At 71.3% G+C, this 26,437-nt stretch carries 24 protein-coding genes; 7 read left to right on the top strand and 17 right to left on the bottom strand.

The features are described 5' to 3' along the window. Positions 1 to 6: 6 nt before the first annotated feature. From VMD91_14040 to VMD91_14025, 4 genes are read right to left on the bottom strand one after another with little or no spacing between them, the layout of a single operon-like run. Complete coding sequence (locus tag VMD91_14040) at positions 7 to 774, bottom strand: ABC transporter permease (GenBank protein HTW85185.1); 768 nt, start codon at positions 772 to 774, stop codon at positions 7 to 9. Then, positions 771 to 1,496 carry an ABC transporter ATP-binding protein gene (locus VMD91_14035; protein ID HTW85184.1) on the bottom strand — a complete coding sequence of 242 codons (726 nt, stop codon included), beginning with the start codon at positions 1,494 to 1,496 and terminating at the stop codon, positions 771 to 773. The genes VMD91_14040 and VMD91_14035 overlap by 4 nt, the downstream gene beginning before the upstream one ends. Next, on the bottom strand, positions 1,493 to 2,230 hold the full coding sequence (locus VMD91_14030; GenBank protein ID HTW85183.1) for a metallophosphoesterase family protein: 738 nt from the start codon (positions 2,228 to 2,230) through the stop codon (positions 1,493 to 1,495). The genes VMD91_14035 and VMD91_14030 overlap by 4 nt, the downstream gene beginning before the upstream one ends. A gap of 10 nt (positions 2,231 to 2,240) precedes the next feature. Beyond that, positions 2,241 to 3,086, bottom strand: a complete 846-nt coding sequence (locus VMD91_14025) for a hypothetical protein (GenBank protein ID HTW85182.1) — start codon at positions 3,084 to 3,086, stop codon at positions 2,241 to 2,243. A gap of 85 nt (positions 3,087 to 3,171) precedes the next feature. Here VMD91_14025 and VMD91_14020 point away from each other — a divergent pair, with 85 nt between their 5' ends. Beyond that, complete coding sequence (locus VMD91_14020) at positions 3,172 to 3,363, top strand: DUF3311 domain-containing protein (protein ID HTW85181.1); 192 nt, start codon at positions 3,172 to 3,174, stop codon at positions 3,361 to 3,363. Further along, the gene (locus VMD91_14015) at positions 3,360 to 4,811 is read left to right on the top strand and encodes a sodium:solute symporter family protein (GenBank protein ID HTW85180.1); all 1,452 of its coding nucleotides are present in this window, start codon (positions 3,360 to 3,362) and stop codon (positions 4,809 to 4,811) included. Before VMD91_14020 ends, VMD91_14015 begins: the two co-directional genes overlap by 4 nt. A 191-nt stretch (positions 4,812 to 5,002) precedes the next feature. Here the strand turns inward: VMD91_14015 and VMD91_14010 are convergent, their stop codons facing one another. From VMD91_14010 to VMD91_13985, 6 genes are read right to left on the bottom strand one after another with little or no spacing between them, the layout of a single operon-like run. Beyond that, positions 5,003 to 5,443, bottom strand: coding sequence for a DoxX family protein (locus VMD91_14010; protein ID HTW85179.1), 441 nt, complete (start codon positions 5,441 to 5,443; stop codon positions 5,003 to 5,005). A gap of 33 nt (positions 5,444 to 5,476) precedes the next feature. Further along, positions 5,477 to 5,938 carry a hypothetical protein gene (locus VMD91_14005; protein HTW85178.1) on the bottom strand — a complete coding sequence of 154 codons (462 nt, stop codon included), beginning with the start codon at positions 5,936 to 5,938 and terminating at the stop codon, positions 5,477 to 5,479. Next, on the bottom strand, positions 5,935 to 8,481 hold the full coding sequence (locus VMD91_14000) for an alkaline phosphatase family protein (GenBank protein HTW85177.1): 2,547 nt from the start codon (positions 8,479 to 8,481) through the stop codon (positions 5,935 to 5,937). The genes VMD91_14005 and VMD91_14000 overlap by 4 nt, the downstream gene beginning before the upstream one ends. A 27-nt stretch (positions 8,482 to 8,508) precedes the next feature. Further along, positions 8,509 to 9,948 carry a PLP-dependent aminotransferase family protein gene (locus tag VMD91_13995; protein HTW85176.1) on the bottom strand — a complete coding sequence of 480 codons (1,440 nt, stop codon included), beginning with the start codon at positions 9,946 to 9,948 and terminating at the stop codon, positions 8,509 to 8,511. Next, positions 9,945 to 10,631, bottom strand: a complete 687-nt coding sequence (locus VMD91_13990) for a response regulator transcription factor (protein HTW85175.1) — start codon at positions 10,629 to 10,631, stop codon at positions 9,945 to 9,947. The genes VMD91_13995 and VMD91_13990 overlap by 4 nt, the downstream gene beginning before the upstream one ends. Further along, positions 10,632 to 12,080 carry an NAD-dependent malic enzyme gene (locus VMD91_13985; GenBank protein ID HTW85174.1) on the bottom strand — a complete coding sequence of 483 codons (1,449 nt, stop codon included), beginning with the start codon at positions 12,078 to 12,080 and terminating at the stop codon, positions 10,632 to 10,634. Between the two features lie 121 nt (positions 12,081 to 12,201). On the opposite strand from VMD91_13985, the gene VMD91_13980 reads away from it, so the two are divergent. Together VMD91_13980 and VMD91_13975 are read left to right on the top strand one after the other, a co-directional pair. Continuing rightward, positions 12,202 to 13,158, top strand: coding sequence for an adenylate/guanylate cyclase domain-containing protein (locus tag VMD91_13980; protein HTW85173.1), 957 nt, complete (start codon positions 12,202 to 12,204; stop codon positions 13,156 to 13,158). After that, positions 13,155 to 14,561, top strand: coding sequence for a hypothetical protein (locus VMD91_13975; GenBank protein HTW85172.1), 1,407 nt, complete (start codon positions 13,155 to 13,157; stop codon positions 14,559 to 14,561). The genes VMD91_13980 and VMD91_13975 overlap by 4 nt, the downstream gene beginning before the upstream one ends. 264 nt (positions 14,562 to 14,825) lie before the next feature. On the opposite strand, the gene VMD91_13970 is transcribed toward VMD91_13975, so the two are convergent. The 5 genes from VMD91_13970 to VMD91_13950 form a co-directional block, all read right to left on the bottom strand. Next, positions 14,826 to 16,172 (bottom strand): TldD/PmbA family protein, encoded by a 1,347-nt coding sequence (locus tag VMD91_13970; GenBank protein HTW85171.1) that lies wholly within the window; start codon positions 16,170 to 16,172, stop codon positions 14,826 to 14,828. Further along, entirely contained in the window at positions 16,165 to 17,571 is a 1,407-nt protein-coding gene (locus VMD91_13965; GenBank protein HTW85170.1) for a metallopeptidase TldD-related protein, read from the bottom strand. Before VMD91_13965 ends, VMD91_13970 begins: the two co-directional genes overlap by 8 nt. Before the next feature lie 120 nt (positions 17,572 to 17,691). Next, positions 17,692 to 19,167 (bottom strand): D-alanyl-D-alanine carboxypeptidase/D-alanyl-D-alanine-endopeptidase, encoded by a 1,476-nt coding sequence (dacB, locus tag VMD91_13960; GenBank protein ID HTW85169.1) that lies wholly within the window; start codon positions 19,165 to 19,167, stop codon positions 17,692 to 17,694. Continuing rightward, positions 19,164 to 21,680 carry a M1 family aminopeptidase gene (locus VMD91_13955; protein HTW85168.1) on the bottom strand — a complete coding sequence of 839 codons (2,517 nt, stop codon included), beginning with the start codon at positions 21,678 to 21,680 and terminating at the stop codon, positions 19,164 to 19,166. Before VMD91_13955 ends, dacB begins: the two co-directional genes overlap by 4 nt. A 9-nt stretch (positions 21,681 to 21,689) precedes the next feature. Next, complete coding sequence (locus VMD91_13950; GenBank protein ID HTW85167.1) at positions 21,690 to 22,535, bottom strand: helix-turn-helix domain-containing protein; 846 nt, start codon at positions 22,533 to 22,535, stop codon at positions 21,690 to 21,692. A gap of 70 nt (positions 22,536 to 22,605) precedes the next feature. On the opposite strand from VMD91_13950, the gene VMD91_13945 reads away from it, so the two are divergent. The 3 genes from VMD91_13945 to VMD91_13935 are packed head-to-tail and all read left to right on the top strand — an operon-like array spanning position 22,606 to position 24,096. After that, on the top strand, positions 22,606 to 23,370 hold the full coding sequence (locus tag VMD91_13945; GenBank protein ID HTW85166.1) for a glucose 1-dehydrogenase: 765 nt from the start codon (positions 22,606 to 22,608) through the stop codon (positions 23,368 to 23,370). An 11-nt stretch (positions 23,371 to 23,381) separates the two neighbouring features. Next, complete coding sequence (locus VMD91_13940) at positions 23,382 to 23,777, top strand: cupin domain-containing protein (protein ID HTW85165.1); 396 nt, start codon at positions 23,382 to 23,384, stop codon at positions 23,775 to 23,777. Beyond that, entirely contained in the window at positions 23,770 to 24,096 is a 327-nt protein-coding gene (locus tag VMD91_13935) for a carboxymuconolactone decarboxylase family protein (protein HTW85164.1), read from the top strand. Before VMD91_13940 ends, VMD91_13935 begins: the two co-directional genes overlap by 8 nt. On the opposite strand, the gene VMD91_13930 is transcribed toward VMD91_13935, so the two are convergent. Further along, positions 24,024 to 25,652 carry a glycosyltransferase family 39 protein gene (locus tag VMD91_13930; protein HTW85163.1) on the bottom strand — a complete coding sequence of 543 codons (1,629 nt, stop codon included), beginning with the start codon at positions 25,650 to 25,652 and terminating at the stop codon, positions 24,024 to 24,026. The genes VMD91_13935 and VMD91_13930 overlap by 73 nt on opposite strands. Further along, entirely contained in the window at positions 25,649 to 26,398 is a 750-nt protein-coding gene (locus VMD91_13925) for an SDR family oxidoreductase (protein ID HTW85162.1), read from the bottom strand. The genes VMD91_13930 and VMD91_13925 overlap by 4 nt, the downstream gene beginning before the upstream one ends. Positions 26,399 to 26,437: the final 39 nt, after the last annotated feature.

The raw sequence follows: 26,437 nt of genomic DNA, 5'->3' as shown, positions 1-26,437 counted from the left end.
GGCGTGCTAGGTGCGCAGCTTGATGCCGCGCGCCGTCATCCACAGCGCGACCGCGAAGGCGAGCGCCGCAAGCGCGGTCACCACGACCAGCGCCGTGCCCAGCGGCTCGTCGCCCGTGCCGGCATAGCTGTAGCGGAACGCGTCGATCATGTGGAACATCGGGTTGACCAGCGAGATCTTGCGCACGATCGGCGGCAAGAAGTTGATCGAGGTGAACACGCCGCCGACGAACACCAGCGGCGTGATGAAGAACGTCGTCATCACCGCGATGTGGTCGAACTTCTCCGCCAACAGGCCGAAGATGATGCCCAGCGCGGAGAACAGCACCGCCACCAGCACGATCGTCAAAACGTAGAGTCCCCAGTTGGTCGGCGCGGTGTGGACGAAGACCACCCCGAGCAGCGTGATCAGCAGCGCGATGAAGATCGCGCGCAGCACGCCGGCGACGGTGAAGCCCAGCACCATCTCGAACGCCGACATCGGTGCGATCAGCATCTCTTGGATCGAGTTCATGAAGCGGCCCTGGAACATCGAGCTGGAGCTCTCGCTGTAGGTCTGGTCGATGACCTGCAGCATGATCAGACCGGGGATCAGGAACTGCGCGTAGCTGACGCCGCCGACCGACTTGATTTGGCTGCCCAGCGCCAGACCGAAGATGAAGACGTACAGCAGCGTCTGGATCACCGGCGGCCAAATGACCTGATTGATGATCGAGAAGGTGCGGACCATCTCGCGCTTGACGAGGGTCTCGAAGCCGACGCGATTGCCGATCATTGACGGGTCAGCTCCAAGAAGACGTCCTGCAGCGAGCCCTCACCGATGAGCTTCTTCGTCCGCTCGAGCGCGATCAGCTTGCCGGTCTGGATGATCCCGATCCGGTCGCAGAGCTCTTCGGCCTCTTCGAGGTAGTGCGTGGTCAAGATGATGGTGGTGCCGTTGGTGTTCAGCTCGCGCAAGAGCGACCACAGCTCGAGCCGCAGCTCGACGTCGACGCCGGCCGTCGGCTCGTCCAGGATGACCAGCCGCGGCTCGTGGATGAGGGCCCGCGCCAAGCTCAGCCGCCGCTTCATCCCGCCCGAGAGGCGCGTGTAGACCTGCTTGGCCTTGGAGGACAGGCCGAAGCGCTCGAGCAGCACGTCGGCCCGCTTGGCGACCGCCGGGCCGCGCAAGCCGTAGTATCCGGCTTGGAAGATCAGCACGTCGCGGATGTTGAGGTAGCGGTCGAAGTTGTACTCTTGCGGCGCCAAACCGACTTGGCGGCGCGCGGCGCGCCAATCGCGCACGACGTCGTGGCCGAACAGGGCGATCGCGCCGCTGGTGATGCCGGCCAGGCCGACGATCGCGTTGATCGTGGTGGTCTTGCCCGCGCCGTTGGGGCCGAGCAAGCCGAAGAACTCGCCCTCTTGCACCTCGAGCGAGATGCCGTCGACGGCGGTGAAATCCCCATAGCGTTTGACGAGCTGGTCGATTCGGAGGGCGGGTGGCCGTGGCGTCACGGGATCACACAACCCACCTCGCCGAGCTTCGGATACCGGTGACGCCGCAGCGTCGTGAGCCGCTTGTCGAGGTCGGGGATGCCGCTCGCTTCGAGCTGGCGAGCGACCTTTTCGGCGTCGAAGCGGACGCGCCGCGACTGGATCTCCCAGCCGCCCGGCCGCTGGGTGAGCAGCGCGTAGTGTGCGAGCGGATCGCCGTCCTTGGGCAGACCCGCGGAGGCGACGTTGACCAGCATGCGGCCGCGCCACACGCGCACATAGGAAAGGTGCAGGTGCCCGAACGCGATGGCGCGCTGCGGGACGTCGTCGAAGAGCCGCTCGAGCTGCGCATCCGGCGCGTCGGGCCACACGTGCTCGTCGTCGTTCTTCGGATTGGCATGACAGACGAGCAGGCCGTCCTCCCCGTCGCCGAGCGCGATCGTCGCCGGCAGCGCGCCCAGCCAGCGCGTCCAATCCTCGCCGATCTGCTCGCGCGTCCAGCTCACCGCGCGCGCGTCCTCGGGATCGAGCGTGTCGGCGTCTTCCGCGCCCACCATGCGATCGGTGTTGCCGCGCAGCGCTTGCGCGCCGGCCTTCTCCAGCAGCTCGAGCACGCGCCGCGGTTTGGGGCCGTCGACGCACAGGTCGCCCGCCGCGACGACGACGTCGGCGCCGCCGCGCTCGGCGAGATCGGCCAGGCAGCGCCGCAGCGCGTGCGCGTTGCCGTGGATGTCGGAGAGGATCGCGACACGCACGGCGGGCGCCTTATCCGCGTTTGAGCGCGAGCACGAGCGACGGCGGCGCGAAGCCGGCTTTGCCGAACTCCCACAAGTCGATCGCCTCGACGGTGACCTTGGCTTTGCGCAGCAGCGCGATCGACTCGCGGAAGCGCAAGTTCGCCAGCACGCGCCGCTCGCCGAGCACGACGACGCCGGCCGCCATCTCCTCGCCGCGCGGCAGCTCGACGACCTTCAGTCCCTGCGCCGGCACCAAGTCGACCTTGTTCGGCGCGGCGACGACCGTATCGCTCGCGATGACCGAGAAGACGTCGCGCAACCGGCAGACGTCGGCGGCGACCGGCAACTCGACCGTCTCGAAGCCCTGCTGTTTCGCGATCGCCTCGAACTGGCGCCGCCCCAGCGCGTTCGAGCGCGGCTGCAGTCCGGTCCCGGCCGAGACACCGATGAACGCGCGGCCCGCCGCCAGCGCGACGTCGCTGCCGTCGAGCAGACCCGGCGCCTCGACGCGGCCGATGACGGGGATCCCGAGCTCGCCCAGCAGCGTCTCGAGATTGGCCGCCTCGGCCCGCCGGTCGATTTGCGGTGGCCGGGTCAGGACGGCGCCGTCCGGCAGCAAGACGGCTCCGTCTCCCAGCAACGACTCGGTCGGGGCGCCGGTGCGCGGCTCGAGGACGCGCACGTCGACGCCGCGGTCGCGCAGGGTTCCGACCAGGATCGCGTGCTGCTCGATCGCCCGGTCGGCGATCGGCGAGGGCTCGCCGGGGCGCGGCGGCAGCTGGTCGACGGCGGCGGTGGGGCGCACCAGGGCGGCGGCGATCAGCGTCCCCGCGTCGGACGAGACGAACGGAGCGGCGTAGGACTTCACGGTCACGACGTGCCGCGTTTCGCCGACACGCCCACCCAGCCCTCATACGCCGAGCAAAGGAGTCGGGCACCGCTGGGGCACAGACCGAGCGATGCAGCAGCGCCGTACCGTCGCCGCCGCCTGCGCGGCGATCCCATTCCTCGCGTTGACCGTCGGGGTCGCGCTGGCCAACCACCTCGAACCGCGCATCCTGGGCCTGCCGTTCGTGCTGGCCTGGATCGTCGCGTGGATTCTGCTCACGCCGGCCTTCCTGTGGGTGGCGTACCGGAGCACGCCCGCATGAGCGCCACCGTCGCGCTGGGCATCGTCGCCCTCGTCGTGATCGGCACGCTGTTGCTCGGCATCCGCGGCGTGCGCGGCATCACGATGGACCCGCAAGAGTACATCGTCGCCGGCCGCCGCGTCGGCGCGCTGCTGCTCTGGCTGCTTCTGGCCGGCGAGATCTACACGACGTTCACGTTCCTCGGAGCCGCCGGCTGGGCGTACGGCAAAGGCGCACCCGCCTACTACATCCTGTGCTACGGGACGCTGGCCTACATCATCGCCTTCTTCCTCACCCCCAAAGTCCACCGCATCGCGCGCCGGCACAATCTGCTCACCGGTCCCGACTTCTTCGTCAACCGTTACGGCTCGAAAACGCTCGGCGCACTGGTCGCGCTGCTCGGCTTCGTGATGCTGGTCCCCTACGTGACGCTGCAGCTGACCGGCATCCAGATCTTGGTGCGCATCGCCGGCTTCGGCCAAGTCGATCCCCTACTGGCCGTCGGTATCGCATTCTTCCTGATCGCCGTCTTCACGTTCGTCGTCGGCCTGCGCGGCGCGGCCTGGGCCAGCGTCGCGAAGGACGGCCTGGTCCTGATCGGCGTCATCTTCGCCGGCATCGCGCTCCCGACGCACTTCTTCGGCTCGCCGGCCGGCGCGCTCGACGCGGTCCTGCGCGATCACCCGAACTGGCTGACGATCGCCGGCCCGTCGTCACCCAGCGGCATCACCTGGGTCGTCTCGACCACGGTGCTGACCGCCTGCGGCTTCTTCATGTGGCCGCAATCGATGGCCGCCGTCTACAGCGCCCGCAACGAAGACACGCTCCGCCGCAACGCGATCTTCTTGCCCTTCTACCAATTGATGCTGCTGCTGGTGTTCTTCGCCGGCTTCGCCGCGCTCGAGATCGTCCCGGGCCTGGTCGGACCCGCCGCCGACCAGTCGTTCATGCTGGTCGTCCAACAACATTATCCCGCGTGGACGCTGGGCATCGTCGCCGCCGCCGGCGTGCTCGCCGGCCTGGTCCCCGCCGCCGGGCAGCTCCTCGCCGCCGCCAGCATCGTCGGCAAGAACGTCCTGGCCGACTACGGCATCGCGCGCGACGAAGCCGCGCAAACGATGGCCACCCGCATCCTGGTTCTGATCGTCGCGCTGCTGGCCTTCGGCTTCTGGGCCCTCGCCCGCACGACGCTGGTCGGATTGCTCCTGATCGGCTACAACGGCATCACCCAACTCTTCCCCGGCGTCGTCCTCGGCGTGACCGGAAGACGCCCCTCCGCCGCCGCCGTCGGCGCCGGCATCATCGCCGGCCTGATCGTCCTGATCGTCTGCACGGTGAAAGGCGTCAGCCAAATCGACGGCATCAACACCGGCCTGGTCGCCCTGGCAGCAAACATCGTCGTCCTCGCCGTCACCGCCGCCATCGTCCCCGCGCGCCACACAGCACCCGCAGCGCTCGCGGACACGTAATCAGCCCCCACCACGATCGCGCCGTGCGGCGAGGGGCGCATGGCGCGCTGGCGGGGCCTCGCGGAGCGGCGTGAGCCCGGAGGGCCGAGAGCGGCGGAGCGCCGGAGCTCCCTGCGCGCACGACGCGCGCAGGGAGCGTCCCCGCCAGCGCACCATGCGCCCCTCGCCGCACCCCCAACGATGTGCGAACGTCAGGTCTTGGAGAACAACGCGAACCGCCCAGCCCCACCGATGACGAGCGCCAACGCGATCGTGCACGCGTAGAGGAAGTACTCGACGCCCTCCCCCGCCTGATGTCCGCTGAAGTTCATGAAGAACCCGTTCGCCGAGTGCACGAGGATCGCGGCCATCGCCATGTCGACGAAGATCGCGAGCGCCGCGAGTCGCGTGAGAATGCCGAGCACGAGCAAGATCGGTCCGAGAAACTCGGTCGCGATGACGAGATACGCCAGCGGCGTGGGGACGCCGACGTGCTGATGCAGGCCGGCGACGACACCGGCGATGCCGGGGCCGCCGAACCACCCGAGCGCTTTCTGCGCGCCGTGCGGCCACAGCACGATGGCCTGACCCAGGCGCAGCACGAGCAGCGCGATGTCGGTCGTGAGCGTGTTGGTGTGTGAGACGGACCGCATGCTTCCGATGGTACCCCTTCCGGCCGGTCCTGGCTATCCGATGCGCCGATCGCCCGGATTGAGCCAGGCTCGCATGACCGGAAAAGCGCTCGGCTCGCACATCGCGAGCCAGACCAGGAGCGGAACGCCGGGGCCGCCTCCGCGCGCGAACGCTTCCGCGATCGACGTGCCGGCACCGCGGTAGCCGTGCTCGTGAAAGACCACGTTCGCGTCGATCCCCAGCCGGACGGCCGCAGCGTACGACCACGCCAGCGCGGCCATCTCCTCGGCGGGCGCACTGTCGAGCCGGCCGTGCGCGGCAGGCCGCTCCGCGGCCGGTAGGAGCGCGAGGTGAGCGGCTTCGTGCAGGACGTCGCCGGGCTGCACGCGCTCGCGGTCGACGACCAGCGTACCCGACTCCAGCGCGACGCCCGCCATGACCGCTTCCGCGGCGCTCGCGCCGAAGCGCATCGGCAGGCCGAGCGCGCGGACGAAGGCGGCGATCGCGTCGATCATCGGCTCGCCGCGGCTTGCTCCGGGACGGGCAGGGCGACGTAGGGCGCCTCGTCGCCGCCGTGCGCGGTGAGGCATTCGGTGAGGTCGGTGGCGAGCAGGTCGCCCAGCGAGAGCGTGCCCACGTGCAGCGCCTCTTCCGCCGTCTTGAGCACGCTGGCGGTCGAGAGATGCCGCGCGTCCAACGCGTGGCGCTTGGCGAACGGCGAGACGACGACGGCGTAGCTGCGCGTCGCGTCGACGTGGTCGTGCGAGCCCGGCGCGTCGCCGCCGACGATGATGATCGCGGTGTGGCGCCACGAGCGCAGGTGGCTCAAGTAGGCGACGATCTCGCCCAGCGCGCGGTCGCCGTCGGCGACTTGCTCGGCCGGTGGCGGCGCGCCGGGAACGGTCACCGCCGCGTCGGCCGGCAGCCAAAGGTGGACGTAGCGCGGCTCGCGGCCGGAGGCGACGAGCGTCGAGTAGTCGCGGATGAACTCTTGGGCGCGCCGCTCGTCGCGGATGCGCGGGTTCCAACCGGGGTATTGCAGGTCGACGTGATCGGCCAGCGCGGCCGGCGCGGGGACGTTCTGCGCGTAGAGTCCGCCCAGCCCTTGCGTCGGCGCGCTGGTGTCGGCCGGTCCGGCATAGTACGGATCGTCGGCGCGCGGATCGGCGGCGCGGCCGTCGTCGTAGCCGGCGACGGTGAGCAGGTCGCCGTAGTCGCGATACGACATGCGGTGACGCGCGAGCGAATCGAAGATCGATCCGAGGCGCGGCCAATCTTCGGGATCTTGCGCGGCGGTGCCGAGGCCGTCCCGCCCGGCGCGAGCGCGCAGCAGCCGTTCGGCGAACAGCGAGGCGGTGCCCGCGGTGAGGAATTGCTGATTGCCCGCCCCGATCGCGTCGTCGGCGAAGAAGTTCGTCGCGAGCGCGTAGCGCCGGGCCAGCGCGTGCAAGTTGGGCGTCACCGCTTCGCCGTACTGCACCAGTGACGGATCGCCGGCCGGTGCGCCCAGATCGCCGAGCATCGCGTCGAAGCCTTTGCCCGCTTGTTCGATGACGACGACGTCTCGCAGGCCGGGCGGCACCATCGCGCGCGCGGCGACGACGCGGCGCGTGTTGCCCAGCGCGTTCTGCGTCGCGCTGGTCAAGCGCACCGCGCCCAGGTCGATCTTCTCCAGCGTCGACCACACCGCGGTGCCGTCGGCGTTGGGATCGGCGCCGGCGCCGGCGTCGCTGCCGAAGCCTTTGGTGTTGAGCACGTACAGGGTGCGATCGTCGGCGCCGAGCGCCAGCGCGGACGGATACCAGCCGGTCGGGATCAAGCCCATGCGGTGCAGGTGCGCCGGGTCGCGCGCGTCGATCACCGCGACCGCGTTGAGTCCGGCCAGCGCGACGTACAAGCGCGAACCGTCGCGCGAGAGCGCGAGCGCGGCCGGTTCGGTGCCGTACGGGCCGCGATCGAACAGCCGCAGCTCGGTGCCGCCGACGACGCGCGGGCTCGCACCCAGCTCCACCGTCGCGATACGGTCGACGCCGCTCATCGCGACGTACGCGTGCGTGTCGTCGGGCGTGACGACGACGGCGGTCGGGTGCGCGCCGCCGACGGTGCGGATCCCGTCCGGCGTGGGATCCATCGGCAGCGACGCCGGCGCGCCCAGATCACCGTTCGCACCGAGCGCCAAGAGCGAGAGGGACGAAGCGCGATCGAGATCGGCCGCCGGCGGGGCGAACGGCGGCGCGCTGACCGGCGCGCCGAGCACGCCGTAACGCAGCAGTCCTTCGTTGGTGACCAGCAGCTGGTCGCCGGCCGGGGCGACGCCGAACGGGAAGAATCCGACCGGCCAGCTCGACCCGCTCAGCCGGCGCGTCGCGGTGTCGATCGCGCTGATGCTGTCGCCGGCGTCGTCGACGACGTACGCGCGCTTGCCGTCGGCCGAGACGGCCAGCGTCGACGCCAGGGCGTGCCCGCGCGCGGCGAAGGCCGGGTCGCTCGACCCCGGCAGCGCGATGACGTGGCGCGGATCGGGCGTGAGCGCGCCGCTCGCGTCGAGCCGAAACACGTACACGCTGCCGCTGGTCCCACCCGACGCGAGCACGAGCGTCCCGCCGGGACGCGCCGGATCCGCCAGCGCGGCGATGCCGTTCCAGTACGTCTCACCGGGCGCGCGATAGCGGCTGACGACCTGCATCGTCGCGAGATCGACGACCGCCAGCACGTACCCGCCGGTCGCGTTCGGGTCGACCAGCGAGTGCATCGCGCCGTCGAGCTCGTCGTCGTTCGAGACGATCGCGTAGCGGCCGTCGGGACTCAGCGCGAGGCCGAGCGCGTTCATCCCCGTGACGACGCTCGTGCCGGCCGGCGTGACGAGCCGCCCCGAGGGCAGCACCGCGTCGTAGGTCGCGCCGTGCAGATGCTCGACGGGCAGGTCGCCGGCCGGGGCCGCGTAGCTGACGGGCACGGCGGCGCGAATGGCGCGCACGCTGCGCACGCCGGCGGCGGAAGCGTTCTGCACGGGCAGCAGGGCCAGCAGCGCCGCCGCGATCGCGAGTCGGTGGTTCATCATCCCCTTGAAGGAAGGTGCTGCCGCTTACGGAGCGGCCAGCGCGCGAGCGAGTCGGTCGACCGCGCGCAGCAGCGTGTCGTCGTCGCGGTCTCCGAACGAGAGCCGCAGGGCCGGTGGCCCGCTGCGCGTCGGATAGAAAGGATCGGCAGGCATGACCAGGACACCTTCGCGCACGCAACGCTCGAACGCCGCCTGGCTCGAGAGCCGGCTCGGGAGGCGCAACCACACGTTGGTCCCCGCTTGCGGCGGCGCGACGTCGGCCCACGGCAGCGCGCGCGCCAGCGCGTCGACGAACAGGTCGCGCCGGTGGCGGTAGAGCGAGCGGGCCGAGCGCAGGTGGCGCGCGTAGGCCGGCGTGCGCAAGAAACGCCACAGCGCGCGCTGCGTGAGCGTCGAGGTGAACGAGTCGGTGCGCACCTTGGCCGCCTCGATCGTCAAGCGGAGCGCGCCGCGCACCCGCAGATAGCCGATGCGCAGCGCCGGAAAGATCGCTTTCGAGAGCGACTCCATCATCACCACGCGGCCGTCGTCGTCGTACGCCGCCAGCGGCGGCGGCGGCGCGCCGTCGTAGGTGATCGTCCAGCCGGTCTGGTCCTCGAGGATCACCACGTCGTAGCGGCGCGCCAGCTCGACGATGGCCTTGCCGCGCCGCGCCGGCAGCACGACGCCGGTCGGGTTCTCCGCGATCGGACAGATCGCGAACAGGCGCGGGCGGTACTCGGCGAAGACGCGCTCGACGTCGTCGATGCGCACGCCGTCCTGATCGGAGCGCACCTCGACGTAGCTCGCCCCGCGCGCGTCGAAGACGCCTAGCGTGCCGGGATACGTCGGCGACTCGCAGGCCACGACGGCGCGTTCGTGCAGCAGCACCGAGGCGATCAGATCGGCGGCCTGCTGCGCGCCCGAGGTGACGATGATCTCGTCGGGCTGCGTCGCGCAGCCGCGCGCGGCCAAGCCGTCGGCCAGCACCGCGCACAGGTCGGGATCGCCGGTGTTGGCCCGGTATTGCATCAGCTCGGGTGGATCGTCGGCGAACGTGCGCTGCATCGCCCGCGAGAACTCCGCCAGCGGAAACGTCTCGGGCGCCGGATGCGCGCTGGCCAGCGAGATCACGCCCGGGCCGGCCGCCTGCGCGAGCCGGTCCATCACGCCTTCCATCCGCTCGCCGCGCACCAGCAGCGAGGGTTCCCACGTGCGCGGGGCGGCGTCGGCGCTCGGGCGCGGCGGCGCGACGAAGGTGCCGCGGCCGGCCCGCGCGACCAGACGTCCGCGCGCGGCCAGCGCGTCGTACGCCTGCGAGACGGTCACCACCGCGACGTCGAGCTGGCGCGCCAGCGTGCGAATCGCCGGCAGCCGTTCGTCGGGCGCCAGCTCACCGCGCTCGATCGCGTCGGTCAGCGCGTCCGCCAGCTGCACGTAGAGCGGACGGGGATCGCGCTGATCGAGCGCGATGCCCGCCTTCACCGCTCGTCGAGCCGGTATCCGATCCCGCGGACGCTGCTGATCGCCAACTGCGCCGTCACCTCGGCCAGCTTCTTGCGCAGCGCGGCGACGTGGACGTCGACGACCCGGGTGGGGACGCCCGAGACGTCGTTCCAGACGCGCTCGAGGATCTGCGCGCGGGTCAGCAGCTTGCCGACGTTCTCCGCCAGATACCAGAGCAGGCGAAACTCGAGCGCGGTCAAGGTCACGCTCTTCCCGTTGTTCTCCAGCGTGTGGAAATCGCGCACCAGCGTCGCGCCGCCGACGGCCAGCCGGCCTTCCTGCTCGATCTTGCGCGAGCGCTCGCGGCGGCGCAGGAACGACTGCACGCGCGCCACCAGCTCGTTGCCCGAGAACGGCTTGCGGATGTAGTCGTCGGCGCCCAGGCCCAGTCCGCGCAGCACGTCGTTCTCGCTCGAGTGCGCGCTCACCATCAGGATGAACGCTTCCGAGGAGTTGGCGAGCGTCGTGCACACGTCCAAGCCGGAGATGTCGGGCAGCTCGACGTCGAGCAGCACGACCGCCGGCTTGAAGCTGGGCTCGGTCTCGAGACCGGCGGACCCGGTGTTGACGACCCGCACCTCATAACCGTTGCGTTCGAGGATCGCGCGCTCGAACGCGGCCACCTCCGGGTCGTCTTCGATGATCAGGACGCGATCGGACATTCAGCGAACCCCCGAGGTTTCGGCCGCGGCCTCGTCGGGCAGCAGCAGCTCGCGGCGTGCGACGCCCTCGTCGATCGCCGCTTGCATGACGGCCTTGCCCACGGCGTCGACGACCCGCGTGTCGAAGACGCTGGGGATGATGTACTCCGCGCTGCGCTCCTCGCCGACGATGTCGGCGATCGCGCGGGCGGCGGCCAGCTTCATCCCCTCGGTGATCCGCCGTGCGCGGCAATCGAGCGCGCCGCGGAAGATGCCGGGGAAAGCGAGCAGGTTGTTGATCTGGTTGGGGAAGTCGCTGCGGCCCGTGCCGACGACCGCGGCATAGGGGGCGGCCGCGTCGGGCATGACCTCGGGCGTGGGGTTCGCCATCGCGAACACGATGGGATCGCGCGCCATCTCGCCGATCCATTCGGGCTGCAAGATGCCGGGCGCGCTGACGCCGATGAAGACGTCGGCGCCGCGCAGCACGTCTTTGAGCCCGCCGCGGCGGTTCTCGCGATTGGTGTGCTCGGCGAGCCACGTCCAGTGCGGGTTGCCGTAGTGGTCGGTGCGGTTGAGCGCGCCGTCGCGGTCGACCGCGATGACGTCGCGCACGCCCGCGGCGAGCAGCATCTTGATCGTCGCCGTCCCGGCGGCGCCGCTGCCGGTCAGCACGATGACCAGCTCGTCCATCCGTTTGCCGACGACGGCGGCGGCGTTCATCAGCGCGGCCAGGATCACCACCGCGGTGCCGTGCTGGTCGTCGTGCATGACCGGGATGTCGAGCTCGTCGATCAGCCGGCGCTCGACCTCGAAGCAGCGCGGCGCGCTGATGTCCTCGAGGTTGATGCCGCCGAAGATCGGCGCGATGCGCTTGGCCGTCTCGACGATCTCGTCGACGCTCTTGGTGTCAAGGCAGATCGGGAAGGCGTCGATGTCGGCGAACTGCTTGAAGAGCATGCACTTGCCCTCCATCACCGGCGCCGCGCCGTAGGGGCCGATGTCGCCCAGACCGAGCACCGCGGTGCCGTCGGTCAGCACGCAGACGGTGTTGCGCTTGATCGTCAGCGCATACGCTTTGACCGGATCGTTCGCGATCGCGCTCGAGACGCGCGCGACGCCCGGCGTGTAGACGGTCGAGAGATCTTGGCGCGTCTTCACCGGTCGCGTGATCCCGGTGCGAATCTTGCCGCCGAGGTGCGCAAGGAAGGTCGAGTCGGAGACGTTCAGGATGCGCACGCCGTCGAGCTTTTCGATCGCCGTGCGCACGGCGGTCGCGACGGCGTCGCTGGGGACGTTGACCGTCACGTCACGGGTGATGGTCGTCTTGCCGACCGTCCGCGTGTCGACGGCGCCCACCATGCCGCCCGCGTCCCCGATCGCCGAGGCGAGCATGCCGAACGAGCCGGGCTCATTGGGAGACTCGAGCCGCATCACCAGCTGGGTCCCGATCGAAGGAGCGGTAGCCATTACCTGTCCCCGTACGGTGCCGCACCCGGGCGGTCCTCGCCGGACGGCCGTCCCGGCGGGCGTCGAACCGGGCGACCCGTCGCCGGTCGACGCCGCGTCCGGTTCTGGGCATCCTAAGATCATGACCGGCGTCATGACCTTCGCGGCAGGGTCGTTCGCGACCGTCGCGACGGTCGCCGTTGCCGGCGGCCGGGCGCTGGGCGCCGGCCGCGAACGGTGGGAGGCGGCCGCCCTGGCCGCCGGCGGAACCGTGCTCGCCCTGACCGATATCAGCGGCGTCTTCGCCGGCGTCGCGCTGGTGCTGGGCCTTTCGGGCGCGGCGCGCCTCGCCGAGAGCCTGCTGCGCGCCCGCCGCGAGCGCTCGATCCGGCTGGTCGCCGCGCTCGAACGCGAAGGCGTCGCGCGCGGCCGCTTCTTGCCGCGCACGCTCGTCGAGCGGCTGGGACGCGCGTCGCTGGCCGAGGTCAGCCTGGGCGACCGCGCCACCCATCCGATGACGGTCGTGTTCGCCGACATCCGCGACTCGACGGCGCTGACCGAGTCGCTGGACTCCGAGGCCGCGTTCGTTCTGATCGCCGACTTCTTCGCCCGCTCCGCGCGCGTCGTGCGCCGCCACCACGGCAGCATCGACCGCTATCTCGGCGACGGCTACATGGCGCTCTTCCCGCGCTGCGTCGAGGACGCGCTCGACACGGCGCTGGCGCTGCAAGATGCCGTCGCGCAGCTCAATGCCGAACGGCTCGGGCCGCCGATCGAGATCGGGATCGGCGTGCATACCGGCCCGGTGACCTTCGGCACGGTCGGCGACGCGCTGCACCTGGACGCGACGGTCGTCTCCGACACGGTCAACACCGCCAAACGGGTCGAAGGGATATCCAAGCAGTTGGCGGTGCCGATCGTCGCCACCGAGGACGTCGTGCAAGCCGTGCGCGACCCCGATCAGTATCTGGTCCACGCGCTGGGCACGCAGCAGCTGCGCGGCAAGAACGAGCCGATCGACGTCTTCGCGATCAGCGCGGCACCGATCGCCCGCGTGGCGACGGTACGGGAGACGGTCCCGGCGAAGCCGGCCGGGTGATCGCCGGTCCCACCACCCGCACGCCGACGCTGTCGGCCTGGCTCCTCCCGCTCGCCGTGCTGGCGATCGTGGCGGCCTGCGTGGTCGACATCCCGATGTACGACGAGTGGATCTGGTCGCCGCTGGTGCTGGCGCAGCACGCCGGCACGCTGCACCTTGCCGACGTCTGGGCGCCGCAGGGCGCGCACCGCAGCGTCGTCCCCACCCTGCTCGCCCTCGGGTTGGCGCGCCTGGACGGCTGGAACGTGCGCGTCGAGGCGCTGCTCTCGGTCTCGTTCGTCGCGCTGGCGCAAGCATCGCTGCTGGCCATCGTGCGGCGCCGGCTCGGGACGAGCGCGCGCGCCGCGAGCGCGTTCCTGCTCGCAAGCCTGTTGCTGTACTCGTTCGTGCAGGCGGAGAACTGGCTGTGGGGCTTCCAGCTCTCGTGGTTCATCGTCCAAGCGTGTGCGCTCGGCGTCGTGTGGGCGCTCGACGGACGCCCGTCGGGCGCGCGCTTCGCGCTGGCCGTCGCGTGCGCGCTGATCGCCAGCTTCTCGCTGTTGTTCGGGTTCGCGACGTGGGTCGCGGGGGCGGTGCTGCTCCTGCGCGATCGGGTGCGGCTCGCGCTGTGGCTGCTGCTCGGCGCGATCGCGGCGGTCGTGTTTCTGCACGGTTACCACCTGCCGCGCTTCGAGAACGGCTGGATCGGCGGCGCGGCGGCGCCGTTCGTGGACGGGCCGCAGTTCCTGCTCGCCTATCTGGGCGCGCCGCTGGGCCTAGCCGGTGGACGCTGGACGTGCGAGCTGCTCGGGCTGGCGCTGCTGATCGCGTGCGGCACGCTCGGCGTGCGCGCCGCGCGCGCCGGCACCACGCCCGCGCCGTGGTTGGCGCTGCTGGCCTTCGCGCTGGTCGCAGCGGTGCTCGAAACCGCCGGACGCGCCGGCAACACCGTCGAAGCGGCGCTGGCCTTCCGTTACACGACGCCGGCGACGCTGGGCTGGATCGCGCTGGTCGGGCTCGCCGCGCAGGTTCCGGCGACGCGCGCCGCGCCGCACCGCGCCGCGTACGCGCTGGCCGGCGTGCTGTTCGTGGTCGCGAACGCCGCGGGTGCCTTCGAGGCGCTGCAGCTGGCCGGAATGCAGCGCGCCGCCGCGGCTGCGCTCGCCGATCCGGCCGCGGTCGACGACGACGAGCTGGCGCAGTACGAGAACGATCCGGCGTTCCTGCGCGCGCAGGCGGCGGCGCTGCGGGCCGCGCGCTTGGGCCCGTACGCGCCCGGCGCTCCCGACGCGGTCAGTGCAACGGGACGGACAGCTCGCGGGCGGTCGGCGTCCCCGCCGTCGTGCGCGCCACGAAGCGGAACGTCAGCGTATAGCGCGGGTGCACGAACGGTGGCAAGAACGGGAAGCGGTACACACCGGTGAACTGCCCGGGCGCGCGCTTCGTCAGCGCGCGCCCGTAGGGACCGACGCGCAGCTCGACCAGCGCGACGTTGGTCGAGGCGACGACGTGGATGCGGGCCAGGTCGCCCCACCGGTAGTCGGGCTGCGAGAGCCAGATCGCGGTCAGCTCGGGCGGCGCCTCGGGGGCGCGCACCGGTGCGGCGATCGTCGGCGCGCAGCCGCCGCGCGCGATGCGCGTCGCGGGGACGAGCGGCGCCGCCGCCAGCGCGAGCAGCTGCGCGCGCGTCACGTTCCGCTGAGCGTCATCTCGGCGATGCGGAACGACGGCGCGCAGACGGCGCCGTCGAAGCGCAGGTCGCCCGCGATCGCGTCGACGCCGGCCAGCATCTCGGGGAAGGTCGAGGCGATGGTGAACTCGTCGATCGGGTGCGTCGGGACACCGTCCTCGATCCAGATCCCGCTGGCGCCGCGGCTGTACACGCCGCTGGCGTGCTCGGTCGCGAACCCGATCGTGCCGAGCACCAGCACGCCGCGCTCGGTCGAAGCCACCAGGTCGTCGAGCGTCCCCGAGCCCGGCACCAAGTAGAAGTTGCTGGGGCCGACGCCGCCGCTCTCGGCGTTGCCGGTCGAAGCGATGCCGATCTTGCGACCCCAGTACGTGTCGCTGAGGTACGACGCGACGACGCCGCCGCGCACCGCGACCGTCTCGCGCGTCGCCGTCCCCTCGGCGTCGAACGGCGCGCTGCCCAGCCCGCCTTTGAGGCGGCCGTCGTCGACCAGCGTGACCAGCTCGCTGCCGACGCGTTCGCCGACGCGGCCCGCCAGCCACGAGTTTCCCAGCGCGACGTTGGCGGCGCTGAGCGCCGCGAAGACGTCGCCCAACACGGCTGCCGCCGCGTCGCGTTCGAAGATCACCGCGACCCGTTCGGTCGGCGGCTTGCGCGCGCCGATCAGCGCGACGGCCCGGTGCACGGCGTGGCGCGCGACCGCGAGCGTACTCTCGGCGGTCGTCCAACCGCGCGCGGCCGTCCCGTAGTGGCCGATGCGCTTGTCCTCGCCGTCGCGCGCGACGGGCGCGGTCATCCGCGAGACGCTCGTGCCGTGCGTCACGCCGCGAAAGCCGCGCGTGTTGGCGAGCGCGAACGAGGAGACGGAGTCGCGCACGCGCGAGCCGTTGGAGTTCTCGATGCGCACGTCGGTCTCGCGCACGGCCCGCTCCATCGCCAGCGCGTCTTCGAGCTTGGCCTCGTCCGGTCGCTCCGCGACGTCGTCGGCGACGGTGAACAAGTCGTGATCGCAGACCTCGTCGCTCGCGAACTCCTCGGGCAGTCCCGCGCACGGATCTTCGCCGGCGTAGGCCGCCGCCGCGACCGCGCGCCGCACCAGCTGATCGATCCCCGCGTGGGTCAGATCGGTGGTCGTGAGCGTCGCCCGCCGCTTGCCGGTGAACGTGCGCACGCTCAGCGTGCGGCCGCGCGAGCGTTCGAGCACGGTGATCTCGGCCAGGCGCGCCTCGCACGAGAAGCGGTCGACGACCGAGACGGTCGCCTCGGCTTCGCTCGCGCCGGCGCGCCGCGCCAGCTCGATCGCCGTCTGCGCGAGCGCCAGCGCTTCGTCGCGCGGATCAGCCACGGCCGGTCCCGCCGACCGTGCACGCCGACAGCTTGACGGTCGGGATGCCGACGCCGACCGGGACGCGCTGCCCGGCCTTGCCGCAGGTGTAGGAGCGGTGCGCGAGCCGGCCGTCGTTGCCGACCATCGTCACCTTCGTCATCACGTCCGGTCCATTGCCGACCAAGGTCGCGCCGCGCACCGGCGCGGTGATGCGGCCGTTCTCGATCAGGTAGCCTTCGCCGACCATGAAGACGAAGTCGCCCTTGCTGATCTCGACTTGTCCGCCCGAGAACGAGGCGGCGTAGAGCCCGCGCTCGATCGAGCCGACGACCTCCTCGGCCGTCGAGCCGCCGCTGGGCATGTAGGTGTTGCACATGCGCGGAATCGGCAGCACGCGATACGACTCGCGGCGCCCGCTGCCGGTCGACGCGACGCCCATCAGGTGCGCGTTCTGCCGGTCTTGCATGTACCCGCGCAAGATGCCGTTCTCGACCAGCACCTTGTGCTGGCCCGGCGTTCCCTCGTCGTCGACCGCGACCGTGCCGCGCTCGCCGGGCAGGTTGCCGTCGTCGTAGATCGTCACCATGTCGCTCGCGACGCGCTCGCCGACGCGGCCGCTGTAGAGCGAGGTCCCCTTCCGGTTGAAATCCGCCTCGAGCCCGTGCCCGACGGCCTCGTGTAGCAGCACGCCGCCGCCGCCCGGGCCGATCACGACCGGCATCTCGCCGGCCGGCGCGGAGCGGGCGCCGAGCTTCATGGTCGCGGTGCGCGCGGACTCCTGCGCGAGCGATTCCGGCGTGACCTCGTCGTAGACGGCGATGCTGGTGCGGCCGCCGTCGCCGACGTACCCGTTCTCGCGCTGCGAGCCTTCGCGCGCCACGACCTGCACGCCGAGCGCGACCAGCGGGCGGCGGTCGTGCACCAGCCGACCGTCGCTGCCGGCGACCTGGACGTACTGCACCTCGTCGGAGATGAACGCGTTGACCGCGACGACGCGCGGATCGTAGCCGCGCGCGGCGACGTCGGCGCGCGCCAACAGGTCGACGTAGCGCTGCGAGTCGGCCGGTCCGTCGGGATGCGGCCGGTAGAGGTCCGGCGCCCCGTGCCCCGGCCCGAGCGCGACCGTCGCGGCGTGCTCGCGCCCGTCGCGGGCGATCAGCGACGCGGCCTCGGCGGCCCGCAGCAGCGCCGCTTCGTCGAGATCGTCGGAGAAGGCGTAGCCGGCGCGCTCGCCGGTCACGACGCGCACGCCCGCGCCGCGCACCAGCGTCGTCGACGCCTCGCGGATCGCGCCGTCCTGCAGGCGAAACGTCTGGGTCAGCCGGTGCTCGAAGAACACGTCGGCGAAGTCGCCGCCCCGCCGCAACGCGCGCGCGAGCACGCGGGCCAACAGGTCGGGATCGAGGGCGGTCAGCACCGGGCGCCGTTTCGCGCGGGGGAGCCGGATAACCCCGCCTCGAGCTCGCCTTGCGGACCTGCAGGAGCCGGTCGGGTGCCGTGCTAGGCGGCCGATCCGTCGGTCCGGCCCGCCGGCGCGCTAACTGCGCGCCAGCAGATCCAAGGCCTGGTCGATCCCGCGATCGACCGGGCCCGCGTCGGCTCGCCGGTCGTTGACCACGATCGCGAAGCTGACCCGGCCGTGCCTGCGCGTCTCGACGTAGCCGGCCAGCGCGTTGACGCCCGAGATGTGGCCGCTCTTCGCGCGCGAGCGCCCGAGCGCGTCGGTGACGTCGCGATAGCGCACCGTTCCCTCGATCCCGACGCGCGGCAGATCGTCGTAGAGCACCGCGCCGACGGGTTCGTAGGTCGCGCGCGCCAACAGCGTGGCGAGCGTGATCGGCGCGACCCGGTCGCTGGGCGCCAGACCGCTGCCGTCGACGATGTGCAAGCCCGGCTGCGGCACGCCGTCGCGGGTGAGGATGGCGCGCTCGACGACCGCACCGCTCGCCACGGTGCCGCCGCCGCGCGTCTCGCCGACCGTGCGCAGCAGCTGCTCGGCGAAGTGGTTGTTCGAGTCGAACAGCATGTCGTGCACGATCGCGCGCAGCGGGGCCGAGTGGTGCCGCCAGAGCACGTCGCCGGCCAGCGGCGCGATCCCCGTGCGCACCGGCCCGTCGAGCGCGATGTCGCGCGCGTGCAGCATCGCCGCAGCGACCTCGCCCGCGTACTGCGCCAGGTCCGTGATCGGTTGGAAGAACGACTGCGGCGCGCGCGCCGCGACGCGGCCCGAGACGGTGAAGTCGTTGCGGAACGGGTCGCGCTGGATGCTCAGGTCGGTCGTGTAGCCGGTCAACAGGCCACCGCTGACGTGCACCGCGCTCGAGGGCGGCAGGACGCTGATGTGCGCGGGGCCGCCCACGACGCCCGGGGTGAGGCGGAACTCGACCGTGCCTTGATCGAGCGAGAGCGCGCTGGTCCCCGCGCCGTAGGCATAGTGCAGGTCGTCGGGATCCCAGGCCGGGTTGACTTCGGGTCCCGCGAACGAGCTGGCGTCGGCGACCAAACTGCCGTCGACCGCGTGAATGCCGGCGCGCGCCAGCGCGCCGACGCCGGCCCGCAGGTCGTCGCGCGTGAGCGTCGGATCGCCGCCGCCCACCAGGTACAGCGCGCCACGGACGATGCCGTCGACCGGATCGTCCTCGCTCTCGAGCATGGTGGTGAAGCGGTAGTCGGGCCCGAGCACGGTCAGCGCGGTGGTCGCGACCAGCAGCTTGAAGGTCGAGGCCGGCGCCACCGGCACGCGCTCGCGCCGCTCGAACAGCGGGCGTCCGGCGGCGTCGACGATCGCGACGCCGCTAGTGGCGAGCGCCGAGGGTGCGAGCACGCGCTGCAATTGCGCGTCGAGCGCGCGCACGTCGCTCGCGCTCCACGCGGGTGCGTGCGGCACCGTCGCGATCGTGGCGGCCGCGGGCACGGGTGCGGGCGAGGGTGACGCTTCGGGCGCCGGTTGGGCACACGCCGTCAGCGCCGCCAGCGCGAACGCGACGGCGAGCTTGAGCACGGTGCGGCTCACCGCGGTTCGAGCGCGTCGAGCCGTTCGCGCAGCGCCTGCGCGTCGGAGCGCAGCCGGTCGAGTTCCTCGCGCAGCTGCGCGACCTCGGCCGGCGTCTTCTGCGCTTCGCGCACGCGGACCGCGGCCTCGGCCGCGTCGCGCCGCAGGCGTCCGTCGTTCTCGCTCCCGGCCAGGCGGTCGAGCGTGTCCAACAGGCGCGCGTCGGCGAGCCGCTCGGCGGCGGCATAGGCCGACATGCGCACCAGATAGAGCCGGTCCTCGAGCGCCCGTTCGACGGCGTCGACGGCCGCCGTGCGCGTCGACTCGACGAGCGTGCCGAGCTGCGCGATCGCGCCGACGGCCGCGCGCCGCAACGCTTCGGGCCGGTCGGGCGCCAACGCTTCGATCAGCAGCGGGAGCGCGCGCGCGTCCGCCAGCGCGCCCAAGCCGCGCGCCGCTCCGGCCGCGATCGTCTCGTTCCACGACGGCGTCGTCAAACCGTCGACGAGCGCGTCGTAGGCCCGCGGATCGCGCGTGCGGCCCAGCGCGTGCAGCGCCGCCGCGACGACCAGGTACGACGGATCCTCGCGCAGTCCCAACAGTCCGTCGGCCGCGTCGGGCTCGCGCCAGGCGCCCAGCGCCTCGGCGATCGCGCGCCGCACCTTCGGATGCGGATGGTCGACGCAGCTCAGCAGCGTCGTGCGGCCCGACGGCGCGCGCGAGCTTCCGAGCGCGGCTGCGACTTCGACGCCGACGCCCCAGAACGGATCGTGCCGGAGCGCGTGCGCCAACGCCTCGCGCGCGACCAGGTTGCCGTCTTTCGCCAGCGCCTTGGCCGCGCGAATGCGCGCCAGCGGCGAAGGATCGCTGCGCAGCACGGTCGCGTGCGCGTCGGTGCCGAGCGACCACGTCCACGCGCCCAGCAGCCAGCCCGACGGATCGACGCGGACCAGGCCCGGTTCGCGCGGCAGCGGGATCGCGAAGACCTGGGTGCTGCGCTCGACCTGCAGCCGCACCCGCGTCTCGCCCGGCAACGAGTCGGGCCCGGCATCGGTCGCGATGCGCGCCGGCGCGTCGGCGACGAAACCGACCTCGAGCGAGAAGTCGTAGGCGGGGTGCGCGTCGTCGACGGTCTGCTTCTGGGAGACCGTCAGCAGCGCGACGGAACGCTGCGCGTCCCAGCGGTACGCGACCTCGATCTCCGGATGCCCCGCTCGCTCGACCCATTGCGCGAAGAACGCGCGCAAGTTGCGTCCGGTCTCGCGCTCGATCGCGCGCACCAGGTCGATCGTCTCGACGTTGCGGCCGGCGTTGTCGCTGACGTAGCGCTGCAGCGAGCGCTTCATGCGTTCCCAGCCCAGCTCGCCGCGCAGCTGGTGCAGCACCGCGCCGCCCTTCTCGTACAGATGACGGTCGAACAGCTCGATGGGATCGCGATAGACGTTGCAGACGATCGGGCGCCGATAGCGTTCGGCGTCCTCGTCGAGATAACGGCCGACGATCGAGTAGATGTCGTAGAGGTACTCGTCCCAGCCCTTGTCGGCTTCGAGCCAGACCGCTTCGAAGTACGTCGCGAAGCCTTCGTTGAGCCACGCCTGCGACCAGTCGCGGCAGGTGATCAGGTCGCCGAACCACTGGTGCGCCAGCTCGTGCGAGGCCAGGTAGTCAGCCGAATAGTCGAGATGCGCGCGCTCGTCGTGCAGGACGCGATCGGTCTGCGTCGTCGCGGTGGTGTTTTCCATCCCGCCGAAGATGAACTCGGCGACCGCGATTTGCGAGTAGCGCGCATACGGATACGGAACGCCGATGGTCCGCTCGAACACGTCGATCATGCGCGGCGTGTTGCCGAACGCGCGCTCGCCGTCGGCTTCGCGTCCCGGCACGACCATGTACGCGACCGGGATGCGCGCGTGCACCTGATCGATGACGCTGAACGTCCCCGCCACCATCGTCACCAGGTAGGTCGAGTGCGGAACGTCCTGCTCGTAGCGATAGGTGGCCAGGCCGGCGGCCTGCGTGCGCGAGAGCAGCTTGCCGTTCGAGAGCGCGAAGTGATCGGCCGGGACGACGATCGTCGCCGAGGTGGTCTGCTTCTCGGCCGGGTGATCGAAGCACGGGAACCAGAAACGCGCGTCGGAGTCTTGGCTCTGCGTCCAGACGTGCTTGGGTTCGGTGTCGATGAAATAGAGCCCGCGCCGCGGTTCCTCGACGCTGTAATCGACCGCGAAGACGATCTCGTCGCCGGCGTGGAGGGGCGGGTCGAGCGAGAGCTCGAGCGTCTCGCTGGTCGAACGGTACGCGATGCCGCCGCCGTCGGGCCGGCGCACGTCGTGCACGCGCAGATCGACGGCGTCGAGCACGAGCCGCGAGACGCCGTCCTCGATCGCCCGCACGGTGGTCGTGCAGATGCCGTCGAGCCGGTGGCGCTCCAAGTCCGGCCGCAGGTGCAGGTCGATGTGCAAAACGTCGACCACCCGATCGGGGCCGTACTGGGGGCGGGCGCCGGGCAGCGCAAACTGGCGGTGGTCGCTCACGAAGCGCCGTCATTCGCGCCGGTATGAGGGCCTCCCGTCTACCGACTCATCGCCGCGTGCCGCGCGCGCCAAGAGAGCGCGCCCTTCGCTGTCGGGGACGTGCACGACCAGTCCCGATGTTTCGCCGGGATTCGCCAAGGTCAGCGCCTCGTAGCTGAACCGGCCGAGCGGAGATTCGATCGTCGCCCGGTTCGGGACGAGCGGATCTCTCACTTCGTAGGCATTCCACAGCGGCAGGGTCTCCGGGTCGGCGACGAGCTTCGCGCGCAGGCGCTGCAGGGTGTCGAGGTGCGGACGCCGCCCGACGGCCGAACGTACCATCGCGACGATCGGCGCGACGTTGTCCACGAAATACTTCCCGTGCATGCGACGTGCGGCCGGTTCCATGAACAACCGCTCGACCGCATTGAAGGGAAGCTCGCGTTCCTCGATGCCCCAGACGAGGCGAAACGCGTCGTTGCACGCGACCACGTCCCACGAGGCCGTGATGATGTAGGCCGGAAACGCGAGCGCGCGCATCGTCTCCGTGAGGAGCGCGCGCGGCCCGCTCGCCTGCTCGTCCGCGACCGGCAAGCGTCCGGTCAGCGTGAGCAAGTAGGTGCGCTCCGAGGGCGAGAGCCGCAGCGCTTCGGAGATGGCCAGGACCGTCTCTTCCGAGACGCCCGCGGCGTCGCCGCTCTCCAGGGCCGTGTACCACGATACGCCGATCCCCGCGAGGCTCGCCACCTCTTCACGGCGCAAGCCGGGAACGCGGCGACGACCGGTCGGGGGTAGCCCGGCTTCGGCCGGGCTGATACGCGCTCGCCGGTCTTTGAGGAAGCGCCGCAGCTCGGATCGCCGCTCGTGATCGCTCATCCGTACACTGCCGAAGGTACGTTCCGAGAGTCTGTTTCTCCGGCCGTCCCGCCGCCGTAGACTGGCGGCGATGAACATCTCATTCGACAATCAGGTCGCGCTCGTCACCGGCGCCGGTTCCGGGCTCGGGCTCGCGACGGCGAAGGCGTTCGCGCAAGCCGGCGCCGCCGTCGTGCTGGCGGACGTCGACGAGGCGGCGGTTCGCTCGGCCGCCGACGAGCTCGCCGCCCGCGATCACCGCGCGCTCGCGATTCGCTGCGACGTGACGGACGACGCCCAGGTCGCGGCGATGATCGAGCGCACGGTGGCCACCTTCGGGCGGCTCGACGCCGCCTACAACAACGCCGGGATCCAAAACGTCCTCGCCGACACCGCCGACGCCACTCGCGAGGATTTCGATCGCGTGACGGCCGTCAATCTGCGCGGCGTCTGGAGCTGCATGAAGTTCGAGCTGCAGCAGATGCTGCGGCAGGGCGGCGGCGCGATCGTCAACTGCTCGTCGATCGGCGGCATCGTCGGCGGCGCGGGGCGCGGAACGTATCACGCCGCGAAGTACGGCGTCATCGGGCTCACGACGAGCGCGGCGCTCGAATACGCGGCCAAGGGAATCCGCGTCAACGCGATCTGCCCCGGGATGATCGACACGCCGATGAGCGATCGCATGAAGGCCGCCGGCCAGACCGAGGCGCTCGCGGCGATGCTGACGCAGGTTCCGATCGGCAGGCTCGGCCGCCCCGAGGAGATCGCCGACGCGGTCCTGTGGCTGTGCAGCTCCGCGGCAAGCCTCGTCGTCGGTCACGCGTTGGTGGTCGACGGCGGGTACACGGTGCACTAGGAGGCCAGATCGTGAACGTTCAGCATCCCGGCGCACAACCGTCGGCCGCGGGGCCGCAAGAGAATTTCACCGGCAGCGTACGGATCGATCCGCTGTTCGCGGTCGCGGATCCGTCGCGTGTGAGCGCGGGCGCCGTCACCTTCGAGCCCTGCGCGCGCTCCGCGTGGCACACGCATCCGCTCGGGCAGCGCTTGATCGTCACCGCCGGCTGCGGTCGGGTGCAGCGCTGGGGCGGTCCGGTCGAGGAGATCCGGCCCGGCGACGTGGTGATCATCGAACCGGGCGAGAAGCATTGGCACGGCGCCGGCCCGACGACCGCGATGACGCACATCGCGATCCAAGAGACGCTCGACGGGCGCAACGTCGATTGGCTCGAGAAGGTCTCCGACGAGCAATATCATGGCTGACGAACCGACTGCCGCGCGGGCGTCCTTCGGCGACCTCGCCCCCGCGCTGGCGGAATACACGGACAAGGTGCTCTTCGGCGACGTGTGGCGGCGCCCGGAGCTCGGCCTTCGTGACCGCAGCCTCATCACCGTCGCGGCACTCGTCGCCCTCTATCGGGTCAACGAGCTGCCGTTCCATCTGCAGCGCGCGCTCGAGAACGGCGTCACCCGCGAAGAGATCGTCGCCCTGATCACGCACCTGGCGTTCTATTCGGGATGGCCGACGGCGAATACGGCGCTCGCGATCGCGCGCCGGGTCTTCGATGCCGCTCCCGCCTGACGAAGTCCGCTACGGCTTTGCCGCGGCCGTGACCGACGACGCTGGGGCGGCAGCGGTACGTCCCAGCGCAAGATGCGCAACGCGTCGGGGCGCGGAGCGTCACACCAGGTCACGAAGTAACGCCGCGCCGGGACGTTGTGTCCGGTCGGATCCGTGTACGAGTACTCGAGCTCCGGACCGGGTCGCACCGCGCCGCACGCGGCGGCGAGCCGGCGCGCGAAATCGGGCCGGCCGGGATAGGTCTCGGGCCGGCCCGGCGTCGGCACCAACGCCTCTTTGTCGAGAAACAGGATGCGCGCCGGGTGCATGTCGGGATCGTACCAGCGCTTGGCCTCCTGGCCTTGCGCGTTGTAGCCGATGAACACCGGCGCGATCCCCGCTTCGTAGTCCATCTGCGAGGAGAAGCCGTAGCCGTCGGTGACGACGATGGCGTCGTTCGCGTCGGCCATGCGGCGCACGTCTTGCGCCAGCGGCCAATAGGTGAAGATCTCGAACGGCCCGTCGTTGCGCAGCGTCGAGCCGGTCTTGCGGAACTGCTCGTAGAGCGGACCGGGAAACGCGGCGGCGATGAACAGCAGCGGCACCAGCACCAGCGCCGGCACCGCGGCGGCGCTGGCCCACAGCACGCGCGTGCGTTGCGCCAGCGGGAGCAGCGCCAGCCCCATGCCGACCGAGAGCGAGACGTACGGGCCGATGATCCAGTGCAGCTCGATGCGCTCGTGGAAGTTGAGCAGCAGCAGCAGGGCGGTCAGCGGGATCGCGGTCCAGCCGACCAGCGCGTTGCGCGGACGCGCGGCCACGAACAGCGCGGCGATCAAGAGTCCCGGCGAGTACGCGCCGGCGCACGCGACCAGATACGTCAGCGGCCGGATCAGCGAGGGCTGCGGAACGTGGCGCTGCTGGAACGCGAAGGCGAAGGTGACCCAGTGGTGCGTCGCGTTCCAGGCCAGAAACGGCACCAGCAGCACGAACGCGATCCCGAACGAGATGCCCAGGCCCTGCCGCCACAGCGGCCGCCGTGCGGGCGCGAGCGACCACGCGACGATGCCGGCGACCAGCGCCCAGGCGAACATCTTCGAGAGCAGCGCGAACGCGATCGCCAACCCCAGCAGCGCGAAGTCGCGACGCGCGCGCGTCTGGTCGGCGCGCACGGTGAAATACAAGCACGTCGCCCAACCGGCCATCAGCGGACCGTCCGGCGTCGCCATCACCGAAAGCACCGAGCACATCGGCGCCAGCGTCATCGCCAGCGCCGTCACCAGGCCCGCGCGTTCGTCGCCGGCCAGCCGGCGCGCGGTCGCCGCCGCCGCCAGCGTCGCGACGACGCCGCAGACCAGGAACAAGAAGCGGATCCAGAACGGGTTCGCGGTCGACCACACGAACGGCAAGATCAAGTAGGCGACCATCGGCGGATGGTCGGCGTAGCCGAGCGCGAGGTGCTTGCTCCACTCCCAGTAGTAGGCCTCGTCGCCGGTCAGCGGCACCTTGGCCGCCGCGATCGCGCGCAGCACGGTGACCAACGCGACGATGATCCACGTCGCGTACTTGAGCTTCACTCGTGGGCCTCCGTGAGCCCACCGTTGACGCCGATGACCATGCCGTTGAGAAATCCGTTCGCCTCGTCGGTCGCGAAACGCACGGCGGCCGCGACGTCTTCCCACGAGCCCGCATGCCCGGTCGGATTGGTCGCCGCGATCGCTCGCGCCGCCGCGCGATCCGCATGCTTGTCCCGGATATCACCGGGCTCGATGACGTTGACCGTGATGCCGAACGCCGCCTCTTCCAACGCCAGCGTACGTGCAAACGTCACCACCGCGGCCTTCGCCGCGGCGTAGAGCGCCATGTTCTTGGCCGGTTGCGTGACCTGCGAACCATTCATTCCGAAGAAAATCAGTCGCCCGAAGCGCCGCTCGCGCATCCCGGGAAGGACGGCGAACGCCAGCGCGACGGCCGAACCGAGGTTTCCGGCCAGCATTGCCTCGTAGTCGCGGGGCGTCGAGCGCGCGAACGGTTTGACGACGATCGGCCCGACCGCGTGGACGAGCACGTCGATCGGCCCGCGCGCGGCTTCCACCGCGGCGACGACCCGCGCCGCGGTGGCGGGATCGAGGTGATCGGCGGGCAGCGCGAGCACGTTCGGGTCGAACGGCCGCGCCGACGCGAGCGTCGCGTCGGGCGGCGTGCCGCCCGGCCGATGGGTGAACGCGACGCGGTCGCCGGCTTGCGCCGCCGCGACGACGAGTCCGCGTCCCAACCCGCCCGCTCCGCCGGTTACCAAGACGACCCGAGGAGGCCGCTGCACGCCTGCGCCGGAACTCACGCGGTATGACGCACGGGCCGT

Source organism: Candidatus Sulfotelmatobacter sp. (assembly GCA_035504415.1).
Lineage (GTDB): Bacteria > Vulcanimicrobiota > Vulcanimicrobiia > Vulcanimicrobiales > Vulcanimicrobiaceae > Vulcanimicrobium.
Note: the sequence above shows the minus strand (reverse complement) of the source record. Positions and strands in the feature narration are given on the sequence as shown.

Bases quoted from the DNA above. Each gene is read 5' to 3' on its own strand.
- VMD91_14040 (HTW85185.1), bottom strand. From the start codon at position 774: ATGATCGGCAATCGCGTCGGCTTCGAGACCCTCGTCAAGCGCGAGATG.
- VMD91_14020 (HTW85181.1), top strand. From the start codon at position 3,172: ATGCAGCAGCGCCGTACCGTCGCCGCCGCCTGCGCGGCGATCCCATTC.
- VMD91_14015 (HTW85180.1), top strand. From the start codon at position 3,360: ATGAGCGCCACCGTCGCGCTGGGCATCGTCGCCCTCGTCGTGATCGGC.
- VMD91_14010 (HTW85179.1), bottom strand. From the start codon at position 5,443: ATGCGGTCCGTCTCACACACCAACACGCTCACGACCGACATCGCGCTG.
- VMD91_14005 (HTW85178.1), bottom strand. From the start codon at position 5,938: ATGATCGACGCGATCGCCGCCTTCGTCCGCGCGCTCGGCCTGCCGATG.
- VMD91_14000 (HTW85177.1), bottom strand. From the start codon at position 8,481: ATGAACCACCGACTCGCGATCGCGGCGGCGCTGCTGGCCCTGCTGCCC.
- VMD91_13990 (HTW85175.1), bottom strand. From the start codon at position 10,631: ATGTCCGATCGCGTCCTGATCATCGAAGACGACCCGGAGGTGGCCGCG.
- VMD91_13985 (HTW85174.1), bottom strand. From the start codon at position 12,080: ATGGCTACCGCTCCTTCGATCGGGACCCAGCTGGTGATGCGGCTCGAG.
- VMD91_13980 (HTW85173.1), top strand. From the start codon at position 12,202: ATGACCGGCGTCATGACCTTCGCGGCAGGGTCGTTCGCGACCGTCGCG.
- VMD91_13950 (HTW85167.1), bottom strand. From the start codon at position 22,535: ATGAGCGATCACGAGCGGCGATCCGAGCTGCGGCGCTTCCTCAAAGAC.
- VMD91_13945 (HTW85166.1), top strand. From the start codon at position 22,606: ATGAACATCTCATTCGACAATCAGGTCGCGCTCGTCACCGGCGCCGGT.
- VMD91_13935 (HTW85164.1), top strand. From the start codon at position 23,770: ATGGCTGACGAACCGACTGCCGCGCGGGCGTCCTTCGGCGACCTCGCC.